Consider the following 18,333-nt stretch of genomic DNA (forward strand, 5'->3'; position numbering starts at 1 on the left):
TTTAACAGAAATTTAAAACCCGTAGCCAATATAAATCCATTATGAAACGAATCTGTTTAATGTTTGTGCTTGCTGTATCCACTCTGAATACATTTGCGCAGCCATTTCAAAAAACTAAGCTGGGAATAAAAGCCATTGCCAATGGTAATGAAGTAGAGTTGCAATTTTATACACCATCCATTGTTCGGGTGATCAAATTCCCTGAAGGAAAACCGTTTTTAAAGGAAAGCCTTTCGGTAACCTTATCTCCAGCTAAAACCATTTTCACCACACAACAAACGGGCAGCACGGTGCTGTTAAAAACAGAAAAAATAAATGTCAGGTTGGATCTTGTAACCGGAAATGTTGAATTTTCTTCAGTTTCAGGTAAAGGGTTACTCAAAGAAAAAAATAAGGGAACAAAGTTTACTTCATTCAATGATACGGGCGCAGATAGTTATCATGTTTATCAGGCATTTACTTTAGACAAAGAAGAGCCAATTTATGGACTTGGGCAACATCAACGTGGAGACCTGAATCAAAGAAATCAGAAATATAAGCTCGAACAGGGGAATGTAGAAGATGCCGTGCCCTTTTTTCAATCGGTAAAAGGTTATGGCCTGTTTTGGGATAATTATTCTCCAACTGAATTTCAGGATGATGCTGATGAAACGTCCTTTAAATCGCAGGTAGGGGATGGTGTAGATTATTATTTTATGTATGGCGGCAATGCCGATGGTGTTATCGCCGACATGCGGACACTTACCGGGAAGGTGCCAATGTTCCCTTTATGGACATATGGTTTTTGGCAAAGTAAGGAGCGATATAAAAGCCAGCAGGAATTATTAAATGTAGTGAAAATGTATCGCGAACTGAATGTACCTCTTGATGGCATTATTCAGGATTGGCAATATTGGGGAAATAACTATCTGTGGAATGCTATGGACTTCCTGAATGTAGATTTTCCTGATGGGAAAAAAATGGCTGATGATGTACATGCACAAAATGCACACCTGATTATTTCCATCTGGTCTTCCTTTGGTCTGCAAACCAAGCCGTACCAGGAATTGGATAAAAAAGGCATGCTTTACAACATTAAAACCTGGCCAGAATCGGGTTCAGAGAAATGGCCTCCGAATTTGGATTATCCTTCTGGCGTGAGGGTGTATGATGCCTACAATCCTGAGGCCCGTGATATTTATTGGAAATATGCCAATAATGGCCTGCTTGCCAAAGGGATAGATGGATGGTGGATGGATTCTACTGAGCCTGATCACTTGCAGATTAAACCAGCTGATTACGATACCAAAACCTATCTCGGTTCGTTTCGTAAAGTGCGTAATGCTTACCCACTTATGGCCGTGGGCGGTGTGTATGATCACCAGCGTAAAACTACATCAGATAAAAGGGTGTTTATTTTAACAAGATCTGCCTTTGCGGGGCAGCAACGTTACGGTGCCAATACCTGGTCTGGAGATACAGGTTCTAGCTGGGATACCTTCCGTAAGCAGATCCCTGCCGGATTAAATTTTTCGCTTACCGGCATACCACACTGGAACTCTGATATTGGTGGTTTTTTCGCTGGCGCATATAATAAAGCCTGGGGTGATGGCTCGGGCAGCAAAAATCCATTATATCAGGAACTGTACGTGAGGTGGCTTCAGTTTGGTACGTTTAATCCGATGATGCGCTCGCACGGAACAGATGTGCCAAGAGAAATTTATCAGTTTGGAAAAAAGGGTGAGCCGATTTATGATGCCATTGATAAATTTATCAACCTCCGTTACACACTTTTGCCCTATATCTATTCTACTTCTTGGGCAGTTACGGCAAAGCAATCTACTTTTATGCGTGCCCTTTTTATGGATTTTGTAGACGATAAAAAAGTTTGGGATATTAACAATGAATACATGTTTGGTCAGTCTATCCTGGTGGCACCAGTTGTTAAAGCCCAATACACGCCAGAAACGATTGTGAAGGTGAATGAAAACAGCGGTTGGAATAAAAAAGAAGGTAAAGAAAGTGATCAGAAAGCTGCGATAGATTTTACTGCTGAAAAATCATCAAAGGTCTATCTTCCGGCTGGTACGTTATGGTACGACTTCTGGACGAATGAACAGTTGAAAGGTGGCCAGGAGCTTATCAAAAAGACAACTATTGATATAATTCCACTTTATATTAAGGCCGGTGCAATTATACCAATGGGTCCAAAAGTACAATATGCTACCCAACAAAAATGGGATAACCTTGAGGTTAAAGTATATCCTGGTGCAAATGGTTCTTTCATATTGTATGAGGATGAGCTGGATAACTATAATTATGAAAAGGGTGCCTACACGGAAATTGAATTTAACTGGAACGATGCCGCCAAAAAACTAACAATTGCCAATCGGAAAGGTAGTTATAAAGGCATGCTTCAAAATAGAAAATTTGCCATTTTATTGCCATCAGGTGCAAAGAAAAATGTAACCTATACGGGCAAAAAAATAGAAGTGAAATTTTAGAACAATCGGGCTGATTTAGTGACCGTTCTGATTAATAGCCGCAGGAATCTATTTTTGATTTCTGTGGCTATTTTATTTACTTCCAGGTATGTGATATAACTATTAAGTAAGAGAACAAGCAGCGGGTGAAAGTTGATGATTTGTGCTTATATTTGAAATGAGCAGTCGTTTTGCCCATTCCTAACTAACCATAATTGATACTGAAGAAGATAAGACTGATCTCATCTCTAATGTCCTAAAAATAAAATTATGGCGCTATTTAATCCTTATTTACATTTCACAGGAAATACCGAAGAAGCATTTAACTTTTATAAATCAGTACTTGGTGGAGAATTTATCAAGTTGGTTCGTTATAAAGATTTGGCACCAGCTGCGGAATATGCAATACCTGAACCATACCTAGATAAAATCATGTATATCGCTTTGCCTCTCGGAAAAAATAATATGCTGCTGGGTTCTGACGCGATGCTGGAACATGAAGGTCGAAAATTTACTTTCGGAGATAATTTTCACATTGCCATTAGTGCTGAAAGTAAAGAAGAAGCTGACCATTTATTTACAGGGCTTTCAGCCGATGGGAAAATAGATATGCCGATTGAAGATAGTTCCTGGGGCACTTACTTTGGTATGCTTACCGATAAATTTGGCGTTCAATGGACGGTAGATTTTGATCCGAATTTGTAAAGGTTATGAGGTTAAATATTCGTATGTTATATCATGATGAGGGACCAGCTAGTTGATAAATTAGTTTTTAACCACCCCGCCTTTCAGGCACCTACTTGAAAAAAGGAGAGGAGTATAATTTTACGATATGGGTGAGTTTCGAGAAATGTTTTTTTTCATAGTCTTTCTCTTCAAGGGGAAAGGTGCCGATAGGCGGATAGGGGTAAAAATACCTAATTGCCTGTAGTATTATTAACAGGAGGTTTATACCCTTTTTTAGATATCGTCCTTGTAAATATACCCGACCTTTATATAAACATCTATTACCGGGTTTATTATGACTATATTTAAAAAGATACATTTTCTGTAAAGTTTGGAAGGGATGGGGGCGATCTCCAGTATTAAGCTTTACTTCTTTTCTTGCTTTCCTTTATAGCCTTATGCTATTAATGGAATTTTACTCCTTTTTTATAAATCTATGTCAATTGTCAAACCACACCATATTATAGCCATTGGTGCCTCTGCAGGTGGTATGGAAGAGATTAATTCTTTTTTTGATCATACCCCGTTAGATGGCGTTTCTTACGTTATTGTACAGCATTTATCTCCTGATTTCAAAAGCAGGATGGTGGAATTGCTGGCAAAACATAGTAAGCTTATTGTTGAACAAGCTGAAGATGGGATGAGTGTTCAGTGTAATCAGGTCTATCTGATTCCAAGTGATAAGTTTATGACTATACAGCACAATAAGTTATACTTAACCGATAAGAAAAAAGTTAGAAGTCCTCATTTAACCATTAATACTTTCTTTGATTCGCTTGCAGTAGATTATGGTCAGAAGGCCATTGGTGTTATCCTATCTGGTTTGGGTTCGGATGGTACGGAAGGTGTTAAAGCAATTAAAAAGGCGGGTGGTATGGTAATAGCACGTGATCCGGAAACTTCTGAATTTGGCAGCATGCCCTTTCATGCCATCGCAACGGGTTTAGTTGATTTTGTAATGGAACCAAAGGAAATGCCCGAGACGATAGAAGATTATGTGAAAAACGAAAATAATTTGCCTCATGATCAGGGAGATGATGATAAGAACCTTGCGGCAATAATAGAGCTGATCAGGCAAAATTCACCCCTTGATTTTACAGATTATAAATTACCAACCATATTAAGACGAACCAAAAGAAAAGCTTTACATAGTAATTTTAAAACGCTCGGTGAGTATCTGAGTTTTTTGAAAACTAACCCGAAAGAGATTGAAGCGCTGACCAAAGAATTCCTCATTAGTGTTACTTCCTTCTTCAGGGATAAGAATGCGTTTGAAGTGATTAAAAATAAGGTGCTTCCAAACATCCTTGAAAATTTAAATGCTGGTGAGGAATTAAAGATCTGGGTAGCCGGATGTGCTACAGGTGAGGAAGCTTATTCTATAGCCATACTCATTGCTGAACAGTTGAAAGATAAGCTATCCAATACGGTGGTAAAAATCTTTGCGACTGATATTGATACTGCAGCACTCGCTCATGCTGGCAAAGCCATTTATCCTGAGAATATTTCTAAAGATATACCGGCTGAACTGCTTGAAAAGTATTTCCAGAGAGAAGGCGAAAATTATAAGGTAAATCCTATCATACGTAAGATGTTGATCTTTGCCCAACATGATTTGGTGAAAAATCCGCCTTACTGCAATATGCACCTCATCACCTGTCGGAACCTGTTGATTTACATGTCGCCGGTTTTGCAGAAAAGAATATTTTCTATGATGCTTTTTGGCCTTAAAAAGCATGGCCACTTGTTTTTAGGTTCTAGTGAAAACCCAATCCCGATCATCAAAAACCTGGAGGTGATTGATAAGAAATGGAAAATTTACAGAAATCTGGAAACTAAACGTGCCGTTACCTTCGATGCTTTTTCTATGCCAGATTATTTAGATGCCAAATCTAAACCCGCCCCCTCTGTACATGAAAATACACCAGCTGCCATAAATCACACTTTTGCAGAAGCCATGCATGAAAACCTGGCCGAAAACCTGGATTACCTTGCCGTTTGCGTTAATGCTAACCATCAGGTGATAAAATCTTATGGTGATACTTCTAAGTATCTGCTGCATAAACATTTCAGTTCCAATCTTTCTGAGTTGTTACCAAAGGCACTTGCCATTGCCTTTAATACCTTAAGTAGGAAGGTGCTGAAAACAGATGAAAAAATTACTATAAATGGAATTGAAACCAATCTTGGCCAAAAGTTTATTAAAGTAAATTTGTCTGTAAGCCCTTTTATCTTAAAAGGTGAAGAAAACCTGCTATTGGTCACCTTTACGGAAGATAAATCCAATAATCCCGTACCGCTAAATACTGTATTTGATGAAAAAATATATTTAGATCAGTACGTTGTTAATTTAGAAGATGAATTAAAAGAACTCAAAGATCGGCTTAAAGCAACTGAAGAAAAGCTCGAAGCTTCGGATGAGAATCTGCAATCATTCAATGAAGAATTAATTTCTGCAAATGAAGAAATGCAAAGTACCAATGAGGAAATGCAATCTGTTAATGAAGAACTTCATACCATTAATTCAGATTACCAGTTGAAAAACAGGGAGTTGCTGGAAATTAATGATGAATTAAATAATTATTTCAGGAGTAATATCAATGGACAGTTATTCATCGACAAGGAATTGCGTTTAATGAAATTTTCACCAGGTACGGTTAAGCAGATCAACCTGTTGGAAACAGATATTGGAAGGCCACTTAGCAATATCTCTACCAATATTAAATTTGAAACCATTATTGATGATATTAAAAAAGTACTGGAAGATGGAAGTGTAATTACCAAAGAAATTGAAACCAATAACGGAAAATGGTATCAGATCATGACGATGCCCTACATCCAGCAGTCGGATAATAAAAGTACTGGTGCGATTATTACTTTTAATGATATTACTGAATTAAAAAAAATACAGCTGGAACTGAATAACAGTAATAAAATGCTGGGTATTGCAATTGATTCAGCCGCTATGGGAACATGGTCAATTAACCTTAAAACCCGAGAATTTGTTCCATCACCGAGGCTAAAGCAGCTATTTGGTTTTCATTCTACGGAACTGATGAGTTATGATGCAGCTGTTAAACAAATTGATCAGGAATACCAAACGCTGGTAAAAGATGCCGTGGAATCAAACATTTCAACCGGCAAAAAATACGATGTGGAATATCCCATAACTGGCCTTCATGATGGTAAACTGAGGTGGGTAAGGGGAGTTGGTGATCTTTCATATGATATGGATGACAAGCCAAATTATTTTACAGGTGTGCTATTTGAGATTACCACACACAAACAGGATGAGATTAGAAAGAATGATTTTATTGCGATGGTGAGCCACGAACTTAGAACTCCTATTACCTTAATTCAGGCGCATATACAGATGTTAGTGGCCAGGGCAAATAATGTAAAGGATGAGCAAAACATCAATAGTCTGAATAAGACGCTGATCCAGATTAAGAAAATGAATGTCCTGATTAATGGCTTTTTAAATGCATCAAGTTTTGGGGCTGGCAAAATCTATTTAAACTTGCAGGATTTTAAGATGGATCTGCTATTAAATGAAGTGGTGGAAGAAATTGCCATGATCACTACCAGTCACGTTATTTTGCTAGAATATTGTCATGAATTAACCATTAATGCAGATCGGGATAAAATTGGACAAGTGATTAATAACTTTTTGAGCAATGCTATAAAATATTCTCCTAAAGGAGGAACGATAAAAGTGGCATGCCAGGAATTAAATGGCTCGGCACAGATCAGCGTAAAAGATGAGGGAACGGGAATAAATCCAAAAGACCAGAAAAAACTGTTCGATCGTTTTTATCGGATAGAAAGTGTTCATAACCAGACGGTTTCTGGCTTTGGTTTGGGACTTTACTTATCTTCAGAAATCGTTCAGCGGCATAATGGAAGGGTTTGGGTAGATAGTGAAGTAGGCAAGGGCGCTACATTTTACTTCAGTTTGCCTCTTTCTAATTAATAACTGTTTAGAGACCATTGTTTTTAACCATCACCTTACGGGCACCGCTCCTTGAAAAAAGAAGGGGTGTATAAATTCACGATGTGGTTTGGTTTCGAGAGACCCTATTACACGCCCTTTCTCTTCCAAGGGAAAGGTGCCGCTAGGCGGATAGGGGTTCCCGATCAAACTGACGAAGTTCTACCACCCTCCTGGCCTTTGAAACTTCGTAAGTTAATTTACAACTTACGAAGTTTAACCACCCCGCCCTACGGGCACCGCTCCTTGAAAAAGGGAGGGGAGTATTAATTTCACGATGTGGTTTAGTTTCGAGAGACCCTGTTACACGCCCTTTCCCTTCCAGGGGAAAGGTGCCGCTAGGCGGATAGGGGCCATTTTTTATGCTGCCTGAGCCTTTTTATCTTCTTCTTTCTGCGACGTATGGCCAAAGCGCTGATCCTGCAAGCGGTCATATTCTTTCACATAATCAGGATGTTCAGTGCCCAGCACCCGGTCCCAGATTCTGAAATACAATCCATAGTTTCCTTTAAATTTACTATGGTGCAGGTTATGGTGTACTGAAGTATTCAGCACCTCAAATGCCCAGGTATAGCGGAACGATTTGGGCATAATTTCATAGCCAAGATGTCCATACACATTGATTATAAAACCTGTTACGGTAAAGAGCAATATGGTTAAAGGGTGCATTGGCAGTAGGATAACTATGGGCACCAACACCAAGCCTTCAGTAATGGCTTCCAGGATATGAAAACTATATGATGTCCAAGGTGAAGGATTGGTGCTTTTGTGGTGAACCAGATGGGTAAATTTGAACAATTTCTTATGGTGTAATAAACGGTGCATCCAGTAAAAATAAGTATCGTGGATAATCAAACTCAGTACGATTGCAACGCCAATGTACCAAATTGGGAAATCATTAATGTGATCATAAATTCTGGTGTATTGACGCAAAGGTGTGAAAGCTAAGCCAACGGCGATGATTGAAAATATCAGTGTGCTTTGCATGGAATGCCATACTTCCCGGGCGAAATCTTTTTTAGTGGCAAGCTTTTGCTGAATCTTAAATTTGCCAAGTTTTGAAGGCATCAGCAGATAAAACATTGCAAAAGGAATTCCTGCAAGTATAAAATATCGGATAGCCGAAAGACTAAAAATATTAATGGTGGCTTCTATTATCTTTTCCATATCTATATCATTTTTATACTCCAAAAGTATAAAGCAGATGAGTTTGGCGGCGTTAACAAAAGATAATTTAGCAGCTTAACAAAGGATAATTTATGTTGATGTTTTCCCTTTTGTATGCATTCTTTTTCGGATTCGGCTCAAAGATACAGGCGTAATACCAAGCATGGAAGCAATGTATTTATCAGGCACCCGGTTTACCAGGTCAAACCGTTCAGCCAGGAGCTCGCGGTAACGCTCTTCAGGCGATTGTGTAACAAAAGATTCCAGCATTTTTAAAGATTCTGCCAGCATTTTCATCAGGAAAAAGTTACGGAGTGGTTCGTATTCCGGGTGGGTTTTCAGAATCTCTTCCAAAACATCATAATCTATCTGCAACAACTTTACAGGTTCCAGTGCCCTGTAAATAAACCGGGAAGGTTGGCGGTTGATAATGGTATCATGTGAAGCGATAAACTGGCCTTCCCAACGGAGGAGAAGTGTGGCTTCATCACCATTTTCCTTAATGGTATATGCCCGAATGACGCCTTGTTCAATAAAAGCCAGTCGTCGGCTGTTTTCTTCTTCGCGGATGTAGGCTTCATTCGTTTCCAGCAATACCGGAGTAGTCATGGCAAATAATGGTGCTGTATCGGCTGGTAACACACCCGCTAAATCAAACAATAATTCCTGTAAAGTATCAATTGATGTTCCCATATTAAAAATAACAAATGCCCATGAGCAATTGCTAAATTAGAAATAACCAGGCATGCCTGCAAAATTATTGCCCTTCATAAATATTTTGAGCGGTTAGCAAATGTGCTTTCTTGAATGATAATTTTTTGCCAAATGGCAAATGCTCCATGGCTTACTTTGCCTAACTTACCTGCATGAAAGAATTATTTGAATTTATGCTGAGGTTTGGGAATCTCAATCAGCAGCAGATGGATTTTATATCCAGCAAGGCTGTTGAAATGCAGCTTCCTAATAACGCATACTTTTCAGAAGCCGGAAAAATTGCCAGGCAGGTAGGTTTCGTAGTAGAAGGAATTGTGAGGGTATGCTATTACAGTAATAAAGGTGAAGAGATTACGAAATATTTCATTGAAGAAAATAATCTGGTGGTAGACCTCGAAAGTTTTGATCTGGAGATTTGTTCAAGTGCCTATGTGCAAGCGGTTACCGATTGTACCTTAATCGTATTCTCTAAAAAAGACTGGCAGGAACTGTTGCAAACTATTGTTGGCTTTGAAACTATAGTGCATAAAATCATTTCGAGGGCTCTGATGCAAAAAGTAGAGCGAAGAAGTCCGCTGGTAACGGAAGATGCCACTACACGCTACCTGAAATTTATGGAAATTTACCCTACGGTAGTTAACCGGATTCCGCTTTCATATATTGCTTCTTATCTGGGTGTTACACAATCTTCGTTGAGCAGAATCAGAAAAAATATCCGGTAAAACGCTTTTTGCCAAATGGCAAATGATTCTCCGATCTGATGATGCAACTTTACATCATCAATTAAAACCAATAGAAAATGAAATCAGTACTTATAACAGGGGCCAACAGAAGCATTGGCCTGGAAGTTGCAAAACAACTATCGGAAAAAGGATTATTTGTGTATTTAGGCAGCCGTAATCTGGAAAAAGGTGAAGCCATTGTGGCTGATCTTCTGAAGCAGGGGTTTAAAAACATCAAAGCGATAGCAATTGACGTCACTCAGCCTGAATCAATATCCGCAGCGAAAGATAGCATAGAAAAAGAACAAGGGAAACTCGATATCCTGATTAATAACGCAGGTATTCTTGGTAATAGCCCTCAAATGGCTGTTGATACACCAGTAAATCACATTCAGGAAGTGTTCGATACCAATTTTTTCGGGGTGATCAGTGTGACACAGGCCTTTCTGGATTTACTAAAAAAATCTGAGAGTCCGAGAATCAGCAACATTACTTCGGGACTTGGATCTTTAACGCTTCATAGTGATCCATCGTGGAAATACTACCAGGTTAAAACAGCTGCGTATGGAACGTCAAAAGCTGCGCTAAATGCTTATACCATTGTGCTGGCCTATGAATTGAAAGACCTTCCTTTCAAAGTGAATGTGATTGATCCGGGTTATACCGCCACGGACTTTAACCATCATAGTGGCCCAGGTACGGTAGAAAGTGCGGCCTCGTTTATTATCAAACATACTTTGACTGATGATGGTGCGCTTTCGGGCCAGTTCTATAGTAATGATATAGAAGATGAAACAGGCATTAGTCCATGGTAGTTATCTGTGAATAACAAATTTTTTAGTCATCGGATGTATTATCCGGTGACTAAAATTTATTCATGGAGCACCAAAATAGCCTTCACGGTTTTATTGATTACCTGATTTACCGTGCTGCTGGTAAACAGGCGGTAAATAATGTTATGGTGATGTTTAACCAGGCAGAGAATATCGGTATGGTTTTGTTCAATAAAATCCATAATCCCGTTGGGTGCGCTATTGTGTTTGATGTAATTAAATTCGATTTGTGTACCGGGTAAAAGTTCCCGGATACTTTTTTCACCGGTTTCAATATGCTGTTGGTCGGAGTTTTCTGCAACATATAATACCTGCATTTTTTGTGAGCCGGAAGCCTTCAGCATTTCCACCAATGCCAATACATCTTTTTGAGAAAGCTTAGTTTCATAATCTGTAGCCAGCGTTATGATTGGACTTGCAGGGAAATTACTTTCCAGCGGAACAATTAAAGTTGGAATGCGCATCTTGGTAACTACCATGCTCGCGTTACTGCCCACAATGCCACTTATTCCGGTTGCTCCGGTAATGCCCATAATCAGTAATTCAACCGGGTTAGTCTTGGTGTATTCAGTAATTACTGTCTTTAAAAAGCCAACATCGCAGGATGTAGAAATCTTGATGTGCTCCAGCTGTTGTTCTTCGCGAATGTTATTTGCCCATTGCTCAAGTGCCGTTTTTTTATTCTGATAGTAAGATTCAATGAAAATGGCATTATAGGTGCTGTTATTGATCCCTTCTGTAGGGTGGATGGCATGAATTGCAGCCACTTCCATTTGCAACACTTTGGCCATTGCCAGTGCATAAGCAAATGCATTTGCAGCACTTTTTGAAAAATCTGTGGCAACCAGTATCTGTTTCATTTTGATGTAATTTAAGGTTTGAAACTATATAAATAAGTGGAACAGCATGAAAAGCAATATAGCCAGAACAATTGATACGGGCAGGGTGAGTACCCAGGCCAAACCAATACTTTTTAAGGTATTATTATTTAAATTATTCCTACCGCCTGAAGCAACCATGGCACCGGCAATACCGCTGGACAATACATGCGTTGTACTTACGGGAAGGCCAAATGCTGTACTCAGGCCAATAGTTGAGGCTGCTACAATTTCAGAAGTAGCCCCCTGTGCATAATTGAGGTGTTCATTGCCAATTTTTTCGCCTATGGTCACTACAATCCGTTTCCAACCAATCATGGTACCCAATCCTAATGAAATGGAAATGGTTAAGATTACCCAAAGCGGCGCAAAATCAACCAGTTTTGAAAGCTCACCCTTGATTTCCGAAAGTTGTTTCTTGTCTGAAACGTTCATCTTAATGTGCTGATTTGCTTCTACTTTACCCATCATTTCAATTACGCCCTCAATCTGCTTCCTGAATTGATAGGTGTTTTCTTTATCGGTCTCATTTTTTTTAGCAAGATGGATTTTGGTTTGATTGGTTCGCTTGATAAATTCTGCCATATTGATCCCCTCATTGTGATTTAATACCGCAATCTTTTTTAGCAGCACTTCACTGCTGTTGAGTTCGGTCAGTACTTTTTCTTTGGCAATATGATGGTTCACAGCAAATTTAGCAGGTAAAAAGGCAATGAGGATAAGCATTAAAAGGCCAACTCCTTTTTGGCCATCATTACTGCCGTGAAAGAAACTAACCAATGTGCAGGTCATAATCAGCAAACCTCTGATTAACATAGGAGGTCTGTCATTTTCACCCTGAGGAATATGAAATAAGGCGTGGTATTTAATTACATGTTTGAGGAAATACATCAGCAGTATGGCCAAACCAAAACCGATAATGGGCGATAAGATGAGTGATAAACCAATCTCTTCTGCCTTTCCCCAGTTTACACCCGCACCGCCGTAGTACCAGGTAAAAGCCAATCCGGCACCAATCATGGCTCCGATCATGGTATGTGAACTGGAACAAGGAATGCCCAGGTACCAGGTACCTAAATTCCATGCGATTGAGGCTAGTAATACAGCAAGTACCATGCAGGCACCCACGCCAATGGGTAAGTTCATGAGGGCATCGAGCGGAACGAGTTTAAGAATCCCCATGGCAACTGCAATCCCTCCGGTAAAAACGCCCATGAAATTCCAGAATCCCGACCAGGGAATGGCAATAACTGGTTTTAATGCCTTCGTATAAATTACGGTAGCCACTGCATTGGCGGTATCATGAAATCCGTTAACAAACTCAAAGGCTACAACAGCCAGCAAACATAACAGGAATATCAATAACAAAGGAGTGCTTAAATGGGTATCGCCCACGAAGGGAAGTATAACGCTTAAAGAAGACATATAATAAAGTAAAGATTAAGGGTAGGCAACAGCATCAAAGTACCACAATAGAAGTGATGTGTATATATCCTCAATGTTAAATAATTGTTGTATTGCGCTATCTTTAGCGTTAAGCGCTTGCCATGTAGTTTATTAGATGTAGAGTGGTGCCATTCTTCGCCAGTAATGCGGGCGGTGCGCATCATTATCCCATTTATATAGCTGATTGGTAATGCCTTTTTCCCAAAGCAGCTGGCTTAACCTATTATTGCTTTCAAAAAAGGGATCGGTTTCTCCAACTGCCAGAATGATTTCCATGGACTTTAAGCTGGCAATAAGATTAACATCCTGAAGGTTTGGCAGGTATTGCTCCGGCATATTGAAATAAACGAGTTCATCACGAAAGCCGCCCATCAAATCGGTAAACGGATTTGGAGATTGGGTAAGATCATACCGGCCACTAATGCCTACGGTCTTTTTAAAAAGCTGCGGATATTTTAAGGAAAGGTTGATGGCATGATAGGCGCCCATACTAAAGCCAACCGTTTCGATCCAGTTAGAGGTGCCTTTTTGGTACATGAGCGGAAGTACCTCATCCAACAGGTATCTTTCATATTGCAGGTGCCTCGCTATACGTACTGATGGAAAGACTGACTGATTATAGAAACTCTCTGCATCTACGCTATCCACACAAAAAAGCTGCAGTTCGCCTCTTTCAATCTTGTCAGATAATGAATTCACAATTCCCCAGTTTTCATAGTCGTAAAATCTGGCCATTCTGGTCGGGAACATTAATACCGCCCTGCCCGCATGCCCGAAAACCAGGAGTTCCATGTCGCGCTCCAGGTGTTTACTGTACCATTTGTGATATTCCCTATGCATGTCTGATTGTTTGTGAAAATTACATTAGCGGTGTTATTTCAACATTAACAAATGATCATGATTATCCTAATTTTTCCCGAATAATCATTTGCCACAAATCATACCCTGCCTTGCTCAAATGAAGTCCGTCATGATCATAATAAATTGGATCTGGATTTCCAGTTTTATCCAGCATTTTCTTAAATACATCTACGAAATGCCAGTTCCCATTCCGTTTAATAATTTCATTCTCGATCAGGTTATTGGTATACTTAAACTGTTCGGCCATGTGCCACCTGGAAAGGCTAGGTTTTAGCGAGATGAAATAACAGGGGATGGGACCAAAGTGTTCATCAGCTTTTGCCATCAGCTGAAGAAAAAACAAAAATATCTCTTCAGGGTTTCGTCCATCCCCCAAATCATTGTCGCCCGCATAAAAGATCAGTTCATCAGGCTGATAGCCCTTCATAATCCGATCAAAGAACCAGGCGCATGCCGCTAATGTTGAACCTCCAAATCCAAGGTTAACAACTCTTTTTTCAGGAAAATCATTTTGAAGGCTTTGCCAGAGGCGAATAGATGAACTTCCATAAAATATGGAAGAGTAATTAATTCTTTTATCTGGAGAAACTTGTTCTAGGCCCTTCACTTCATCTTCATACCAATACATACCTGTGAATATAAAAGTTATATCATCGATTTGTATGATCAAAATGTTAAATTTTAATCAATCCACACGTCATCAATATAAAGCATGGAAATTACTTGTTGCTGGATTAACGTGAAATTCATATGCAGGTAGTTGATTTGCCGCTTAACTATTTAAATTAAGAAATGAAGAAAGAATTAATCTTATTGGGGCTAATGGTATTTTTCGGTATGGTATCTTGTAAGAAGAATCCGGGCGACTCCGAACCAAATGCTATTACTTATCCTGACATGGCAGAAGCCACTGACCCTTCCATCTTATTTACCACGGCAAGTGGAGTGAAGGTTTATAATGGTGGCTTCGGTTCGGCCGTTGCAACAGATCCTAATGATGCGGCAGTATTTTATATGTTAACAGATCGAGGTTCAAACGTAGCCGGGCAGCTGGCGAACTCCATCATCATCGGAAAACCTGACTTCGATCCACAGATTGGAAAGTTCAGGTTAAAGGATGGTAAACTGATATTGGAACAAACTATCGAACTGAAAAATGCAGCAGGCGGAAAGTTGAACGGAATTCCAAATCCAGTGGGTATGGGCGCCTCAGGAGAGACAGCATATGACCTAAACGGACAGGTGATTGCTCCAAGTGCTGATGGTATAGATTCAGAGGGATTGGTAAGGGCAGCCGACGGATCTTTTTGGATCAGCGATGAATATGGTCCACACATTGCTCATTTTGATGCCAGTGGAAAAACCATTGAACGCATTAATCCATTTGGTACAGGTACTGGAGGTAGGAAGATTCCTGCAGTGTTTGCCAAAAGAAGGGCAAACCGTGGAATGGAAGGATTAGCTATTACGCCAGATGGAAAAACGCTGGTGGGTATGATGCAGTCGCCAATGTACAACCCTTCTAAAAATGCGGTATCCAATTCAACAGTGCTTAGGATATTAACTTTTGATATTGCGACTGGAGCCACCAAACAATATGCTTACTTAATGGATAATACCACCCTTACTGGCGTGAGCGATATTGTGGCTGTAAATGCAACTACTTTTTTAACCATCGAAAGGGATGGTCTTTTTGGTGGCGATACGACCAATCCTGCGGCCTTTAAAAAAGTATTTAAGATTGATATCAGCAATGCCACAGATATTTCTGATGCTGCCGATGGTGCAACAGGAAAACTTTATGGCGGAAAAACGGTAGAAGAATTGAATAATCAGGCAGGACTTACAGCTGCGGGAATTGCTCCTGTTTCAAAAACGCTTGTTTTGGATTTGTTAAAGGATTTGCCGTCAGTTTACCCACATGATAAGGCAGAAGGACTCGCACTATTGCCTGGAAACATCCTTGTTATTTCTAATGATGACGATTTTGGTGTAGTAGATAATGGTGCCAGTGGCTTTGCTCAAAAGATTTTGCCGCTAACTAAAGCTGTAGACCGAAACCGTTTATATTTTGTAAAGGTTAAACTATAATCTGTGTTATAGCATTTTGTTTTCAGGTTATAAGCTATTTTTCTTCTGGTTGGTTTTTCTTCTGGTTGGTGATAACACTCACAATAGGATAAAATCAGGCGTTTGCAATTATACACCTTTGAGGGGAACTCCCCTCCTAATTTAGGAGGGGTTGGGGGTGGTTATCCGCTCAGTTAGCGGTTTTTAATGGACAAATTTTCCTCTGACTGGTGTTATCACCAACTAGCTAAAAAGTCCTTTTCGATTAAGTTAAGATAGAATATACGCTAACCTTACAAGGTTAGTTGGTGATAAATACCCACAATAGGATAAAATCAGGCGTTTGCAGTTATACAGCTATGAGGTGAACTCCCCTCCTAATTTAGGAGGGGTTGGGGGTGGTTAACCATTCAGTAGCGGTTTTTAATTAATAAATTATAATCTTCCGAACAACTATGGTGATAATACCAACCAAATGATAGGATAAACAACTTCCGCACCATCCAGATTTATAAATTTTGATGTAATGATGGTACATATGTTTAATCAGCATGATAAAAACTTGTTTTTTAATACATTGCGACACAGTTTTAATGCATGTTTATTTTGATTTCTAACCAATAAATAATTTACAACAGCTAATTATGCTTTTATCAAACTACAGGTAAAATGTAAGTTATGGTAAATCCGGATAAAATATCATAAGCTTAACATACACTGATAAAAATGACAAAGAAATTTAGCGTACTTATAATCTTCTTTTTGGGCATGATATCTTCTAGGTCCATTGCACAGAATCCAATTATTCAAACCAAGTTTACGGCTGATCCGGCTCCTATGGTTTATAAGGATACCGTTTATTTATACACTACTCATGATGAGAATAATGCAGGTCCGGGTATGGGGAAATTCTTGATGAAGGACTGGCTCCTTTATACCTCTACCGATATGGTAAACTGGACAGATCGTGGTGTGGTGGCATCTTTAAAAGATTTTACCTGGGGAAGGCAGGATAACGGTGCCTGGGCACACCAGTGTATTGAGCGTAATGGAAAGTTTTACCTTTATTGCGCTGTACAAGGAAGTGGCATTGGTGTGTTGGTTGCCGACAGTCCTTATGGCCCATTTAAAGATCCAATAGGTAAAAGGCTGGTGGATACCGATCACATTTGGAACGATATAGACCCCTCGGTATTTATTGATGATGATGGACAAGCTTATTTGTATTGGGGCAATCCAAGTCTGTGGTACGTCAAGCTAAATAAAGATATGATTTCCCATTCTGGTGAAATCACTAAAATACCCAATATAGGTAAAGAAAAAGGGCAGGCTACCGAAGATGCCTATCATTACCAGGAAGGGCCATGGACTTACAAACGTAATGGACATTACTACCTGGCTTATGCTTCTACCTGTTGTCCGGAAGGGATTGGCTATTCCATGAGCAACAGTGCTACCGGACCATGGGAATATAAGGGCTATATCATGAAACCAAATGCAAAATCATCAGGTAACCACCCCGGAATTATTGATTATAAAGGAAAGTCTTACGTATTTGGTTTTAATTTCAGGTTAAATTTTATGCTTACTGAGCAACACCATGAGCGACGTTCTGTTTGTGTGGAAGAACTGAAATATAATGCTGATGGAACGATTCCAGAACTGCCCTGGTGGTCTGAAAGTGGAGTTCAACAGGTAGGGAGCCTCGATCCGTTTAAACGTACAGAAGCCGAAACCATCAACTGGGCTGAAGGCATTAATACGGCGAAAGATATTAAAACAGGACAGCTTTTTACGAGTAATAAAAATTCTGGCGCATATATTAAAGTACGCGGTGTTGATTTTGGAAAAGGCGCTAAAAAAATTGAAGCCCGCATAGCAGCTATTACCGCAGGAAGCCTGGAAATTAGAATTGATGATCAGGCGGGCGATTTATTGGGTACGCTAAATGTTAAATCTCAAAACTGGGAAACCATTTCAAGCAGCATTAAAGCCGTAAAAGGTAAGCATGACCTTTATCTAGTTTTCAAAGGCGGTAGCTTCAATTTAGATTGGTGGAAAGTAAAAACTAAATAATAAACTGAGTTCGATTAATAATATGCCTGACAATGCTATTTGAATTGGCTATTTAAATTAAAGTAATCAGTCTTTTGGACACATTAAGATGTATCGGAGGAGATGACGATCGTAATTCCCCTCTTTCAGAGGGGTGGTCGCAGACCGGGGTGTTAAAATCAATTAATAATTATCGAATCAGGTTCTTAATAAATTTTTCTTAAGGATCGCTGTATTGTTAATCTTCATTATTGCGTACTTGCAAAGCATCTAAGTCAATCAGGCAAATACATTTCAATAGCATGAACCTTAATGATTTTTCACTCCATTAAGTTGTGTTAGTATTGCCAGTTTGATTGTGTTTAAGCATTAATTGTTAAAAAGGGGAGGTAATACGTTTTACTAGCT

Annotated in this window: 13 protein-coding genes; 7 read left to right on the forward strand and 6 right to left on the reverse strand. The window is 39.4% G+C overall.

Annotated elements, in window-relative coordinates; all coding sequences use genetic code 11:
* Nucleotides 1-41 precede the first annotated feature (41 nt).
* The 3 genes from EV200_RS02865 to EV200_RS02875 all read left to right on the forward strand — a co-directional run bounded on the left by EV200_RS02865 (nucleotide 42) and on the right by EV200_RS02875 (nucleotide 7,161).
* On the forward strand, nucleotides 42-2,483 hold the full coding sequence (locus EV200_RS02865; protein WP_132529292.1) for a glycoside hydrolase family 31 protein: 2,442 nt from the start codon (nucleotides 42-44) through the stop codon (nucleotides 2,481-2,483).
* A 249-nt stretch (nucleotides 2,484-2,732) separates the two neighbouring features.
* Complete coding sequence (locus tag EV200_RS02870) at nucleotides 2,733-3,167, forward strand: VOC family protein (RefSeq protein ID WP_132529293.1); 435 nt, start codon at nucleotides 2,733-2,735, stop codon at nucleotides 3,165-3,167.
* Nucleotides 3,168-3,624: 457 nt separating this feature from the next.
* Nucleotides 3,625-7,161, forward strand: coding sequence for a chemotaxis protein CheB (locus EV200_RS02875; RefSeq protein WP_132529294.1), 3,537 nt, complete (start codon nucleotides 3,625-3,627; stop codon nucleotides 7,159-7,161).
* Between the two features lie 378 nt (nucleotides 7,162-7,539).
* Here EV200_RS02875 and EV200_RS02880 read toward each other — a convergent pair whose 3' ends face one another.
* Both EV200_RS02880 and EV200_RS02885 read right to left on the reverse strand, forming a co-directional pair.
* Nucleotides 7,540-8,346: a sterol desaturase family protein gene (locus tag EV200_RS02880; protein WP_132529295.1), complete on the reverse strand. Its 807-nt coding sequence runs from the start codon at nucleotides 8,344-8,346 to the stop codon at nucleotides 7,540-7,542.
* Nucleotides 8,347-8,436: 90 nt separating this feature from the next.
* Nucleotides 8,437-9,039 (reverse strand): Crp/Fnr family transcriptional regulator, encoded by a 603-nt coding sequence (locus EV200_RS02885; RefSeq protein WP_132529296.1) that lies wholly within the window; start codon nucleotides 9,037-9,039, stop codon nucleotides 8,437-8,439.
* Between the two features lie 173 nt (nucleotides 9,040-9,212).
* Between EV200_RS02885 and EV200_RS02890 the strand changes: the two genes are divergently transcribed.
* Both EV200_RS02890 and EV200_RS02895 read left to right on the forward strand, forming a co-directional pair.
* On the forward strand, nucleotides 9,213-9,782 hold the full coding sequence (locus EV200_RS02890) for a Crp/Fnr family transcriptional regulator (RefSeq protein WP_132529297.1): 570 nt from the start codon (nucleotides 9,213-9,215) through the stop codon (nucleotides 9,780-9,782).
* 77 nt (nucleotides 9,783-9,859) lie between these two features.
* Complete coding sequence (locus EV200_RS02895; protein ID WP_132529298.1) at nucleotides 9,860-10,597, forward strand: SDR family oxidoreductase; 738 nt, start codon at nucleotides 9,860-9,862, stop codon at nucleotides 10,595-10,597.
* Nucleotides 10,598-10,653: 56 nt separating this feature from the next.
* Here EV200_RS02895 and EV200_RS02900 read toward each other — a convergent pair whose 3' ends face one another.
* From EV200_RS02900 to EV200_RS02915, 4 genes are all read right to left on the reverse strand, one after another.
* Nucleotides 10,654-11,475, reverse strand: a complete 822-nt coding sequence (locus EV200_RS02900) for a universal stress protein (RefSeq protein ID WP_132529299.1) — start codon at nucleotides 11,473-11,475, stop codon at nucleotides 10,654-10,656.
* Nucleotides 11,476-11,499: 24 nt separating this feature from the next.
* A complete protein-coding gene (locus tag EV200_RS02905) occupies nucleotides 11,500-12,918 on the reverse strand; it encodes an inorganic phosphate transporter (RefSeq protein WP_132529300.1) in 1,419 nt (472 codons plus the stop codon).
* Between the two features lie 132 nt (nucleotides 12,919-13,050).
* Complete coding sequence (locus tag EV200_RS02910) at nucleotides 13,051-13,779, reverse strand: esterase family protein (protein WP_132529301.1); 729 nt, start codon at nucleotides 13,777-13,779, stop codon at nucleotides 13,051-13,053.
* Nucleotides 13,780-13,840: 61 nt separating this feature from the next.
* Nucleotides 13,841-14,470: a GDSL-type esterase/lipase family protein gene (locus EV200_RS02915; RefSeq protein WP_229676697.1), complete on the reverse strand. Its 630-nt coding sequence runs from the start codon at nucleotides 14,468-14,470 to the stop codon at nucleotides 13,841-13,843.
* A gap of 122 nt (nucleotides 14,471-14,592) precedes the next feature.
* On the opposite strand from EV200_RS02915, the gene EV200_RS02920 reads away from it, so the two are divergent.
* Nucleotides 14,593-15,891: an esterase-like activity of phytase family protein gene (locus tag EV200_RS02920; RefSeq protein WP_188754081.1), complete on the forward strand. Its 1,299-nt coding sequence runs from the start codon at nucleotides 14,593-14,595 to the stop codon at nucleotides 15,889-15,891.
* 747 nt (nucleotides 15,892-16,638) lie between these two features.
* Nucleotides 16,639-17,946 (forward strand): glycoside hydrolase family 43 protein, encoded by a 1,308-nt coding sequence (locus EV200_RS02925; RefSeq protein ID WP_229676696.1) that lies wholly within the window; start codon nucleotides 16,639-16,641, stop codon nucleotides 17,944-17,946.
* Nucleotides 17,947-18,333 lie beyond the last annotated feature (387 nt).

This window comes from Pedobacter psychrotolerans (assembly GCF_004340665.1).
Taxonomy (GTDB): domain Bacteria; phylum Bacteroidota; class Bacteroidia; order Sphingobacteriales; family Sphingobacteriaceae; genus Pedobacter; species Pedobacter psychrotolerans.

What these genes read in the sequence shown, in the direction of transcription:
- EV200_RS02865 (WP_132529292.1), top strand. Translation starts at nt 42, where the DNA reads ATGAAACGAATCTGTTTAATGTTTGTGCTTGCTGTATCCACTCTGAAT.
- EV200_RS02870 (WP_132529293.1), top strand. Translation starts at nt 2,733, where the DNA reads ATGGCGCTATTTAATCCTTATTTACATTTCACAGGAAATACCGAAGAA.
- EV200_RS02875 (WP_132529294.1), top strand. Translation starts at nt 3,625, where the DNA reads ATGTCAATTGTCAAACCACACCATATTATAGCCATTGGTGCCTCTGCA.
- EV200_RS02880 (WP_132529295.1), bottom strand. Translation starts at nt 8,346, where the DNA reads ATGGAAAAGATAATAGAAGCCACCATTAATATTTTTAGTCTTTCGGCT.
- EV200_RS02885 (WP_132529296.1), bottom strand. Translation starts at nt 9,039, where the DNA reads ATGGGAACATCAATTGATACTTTACAGGAATTATTGTTTGATTTAGCG.
- EV200_RS02890 (WP_132529297.1), top strand. Translation starts at nt 9,213, where the DNA reads ATGAAAGAATTATTTGAATTTATGCTGAGGTTTGGGAATCTCAATCAG.
- EV200_RS02895 (WP_132529298.1), top strand. Translation starts at nt 9,860, where the DNA reads ATGAAATCAGTACTTATAACAGGGGCCAACAGAAGCATTGGCCTGGAA.
- EV200_RS02900 (WP_132529299.1), bottom strand. Translation starts at nt 11,475, where the DNA reads ATGAAACAGATACTGGTTGCCACAGATTTTTCAAAAAGTGCTGCAAAT.
- EV200_RS02905 (WP_132529300.1), bottom strand. Translation starts at nt 12,918, where the DNA reads ATGTCTTCTTTAAGCGTTATACTTCCCTTCGTGGGCGATACCCATTTA.
- EV200_RS02910 (WP_132529301.1), bottom strand. Translation starts at nt 13,779, where the DNA reads ATGCATAGGGAATATCACAAATGGTACAGTAAACACCTGGAGCGCGAC.
- EV200_RS02920 (WP_188754081.1), top strand. Translation starts at nt 14,593, where the DNA reads ATGAAGAAAGAATTAATCTTATTGGGGCTAATGGTATTTTTCGGTATG.
- EV200_RS02925 (WP_229676696.1), top strand. Translation starts at nt 16,639, where the DNA reads ATGATATCTTCTAGGTCCATTGCACAGAATCCAATTATTCAAACCAAG.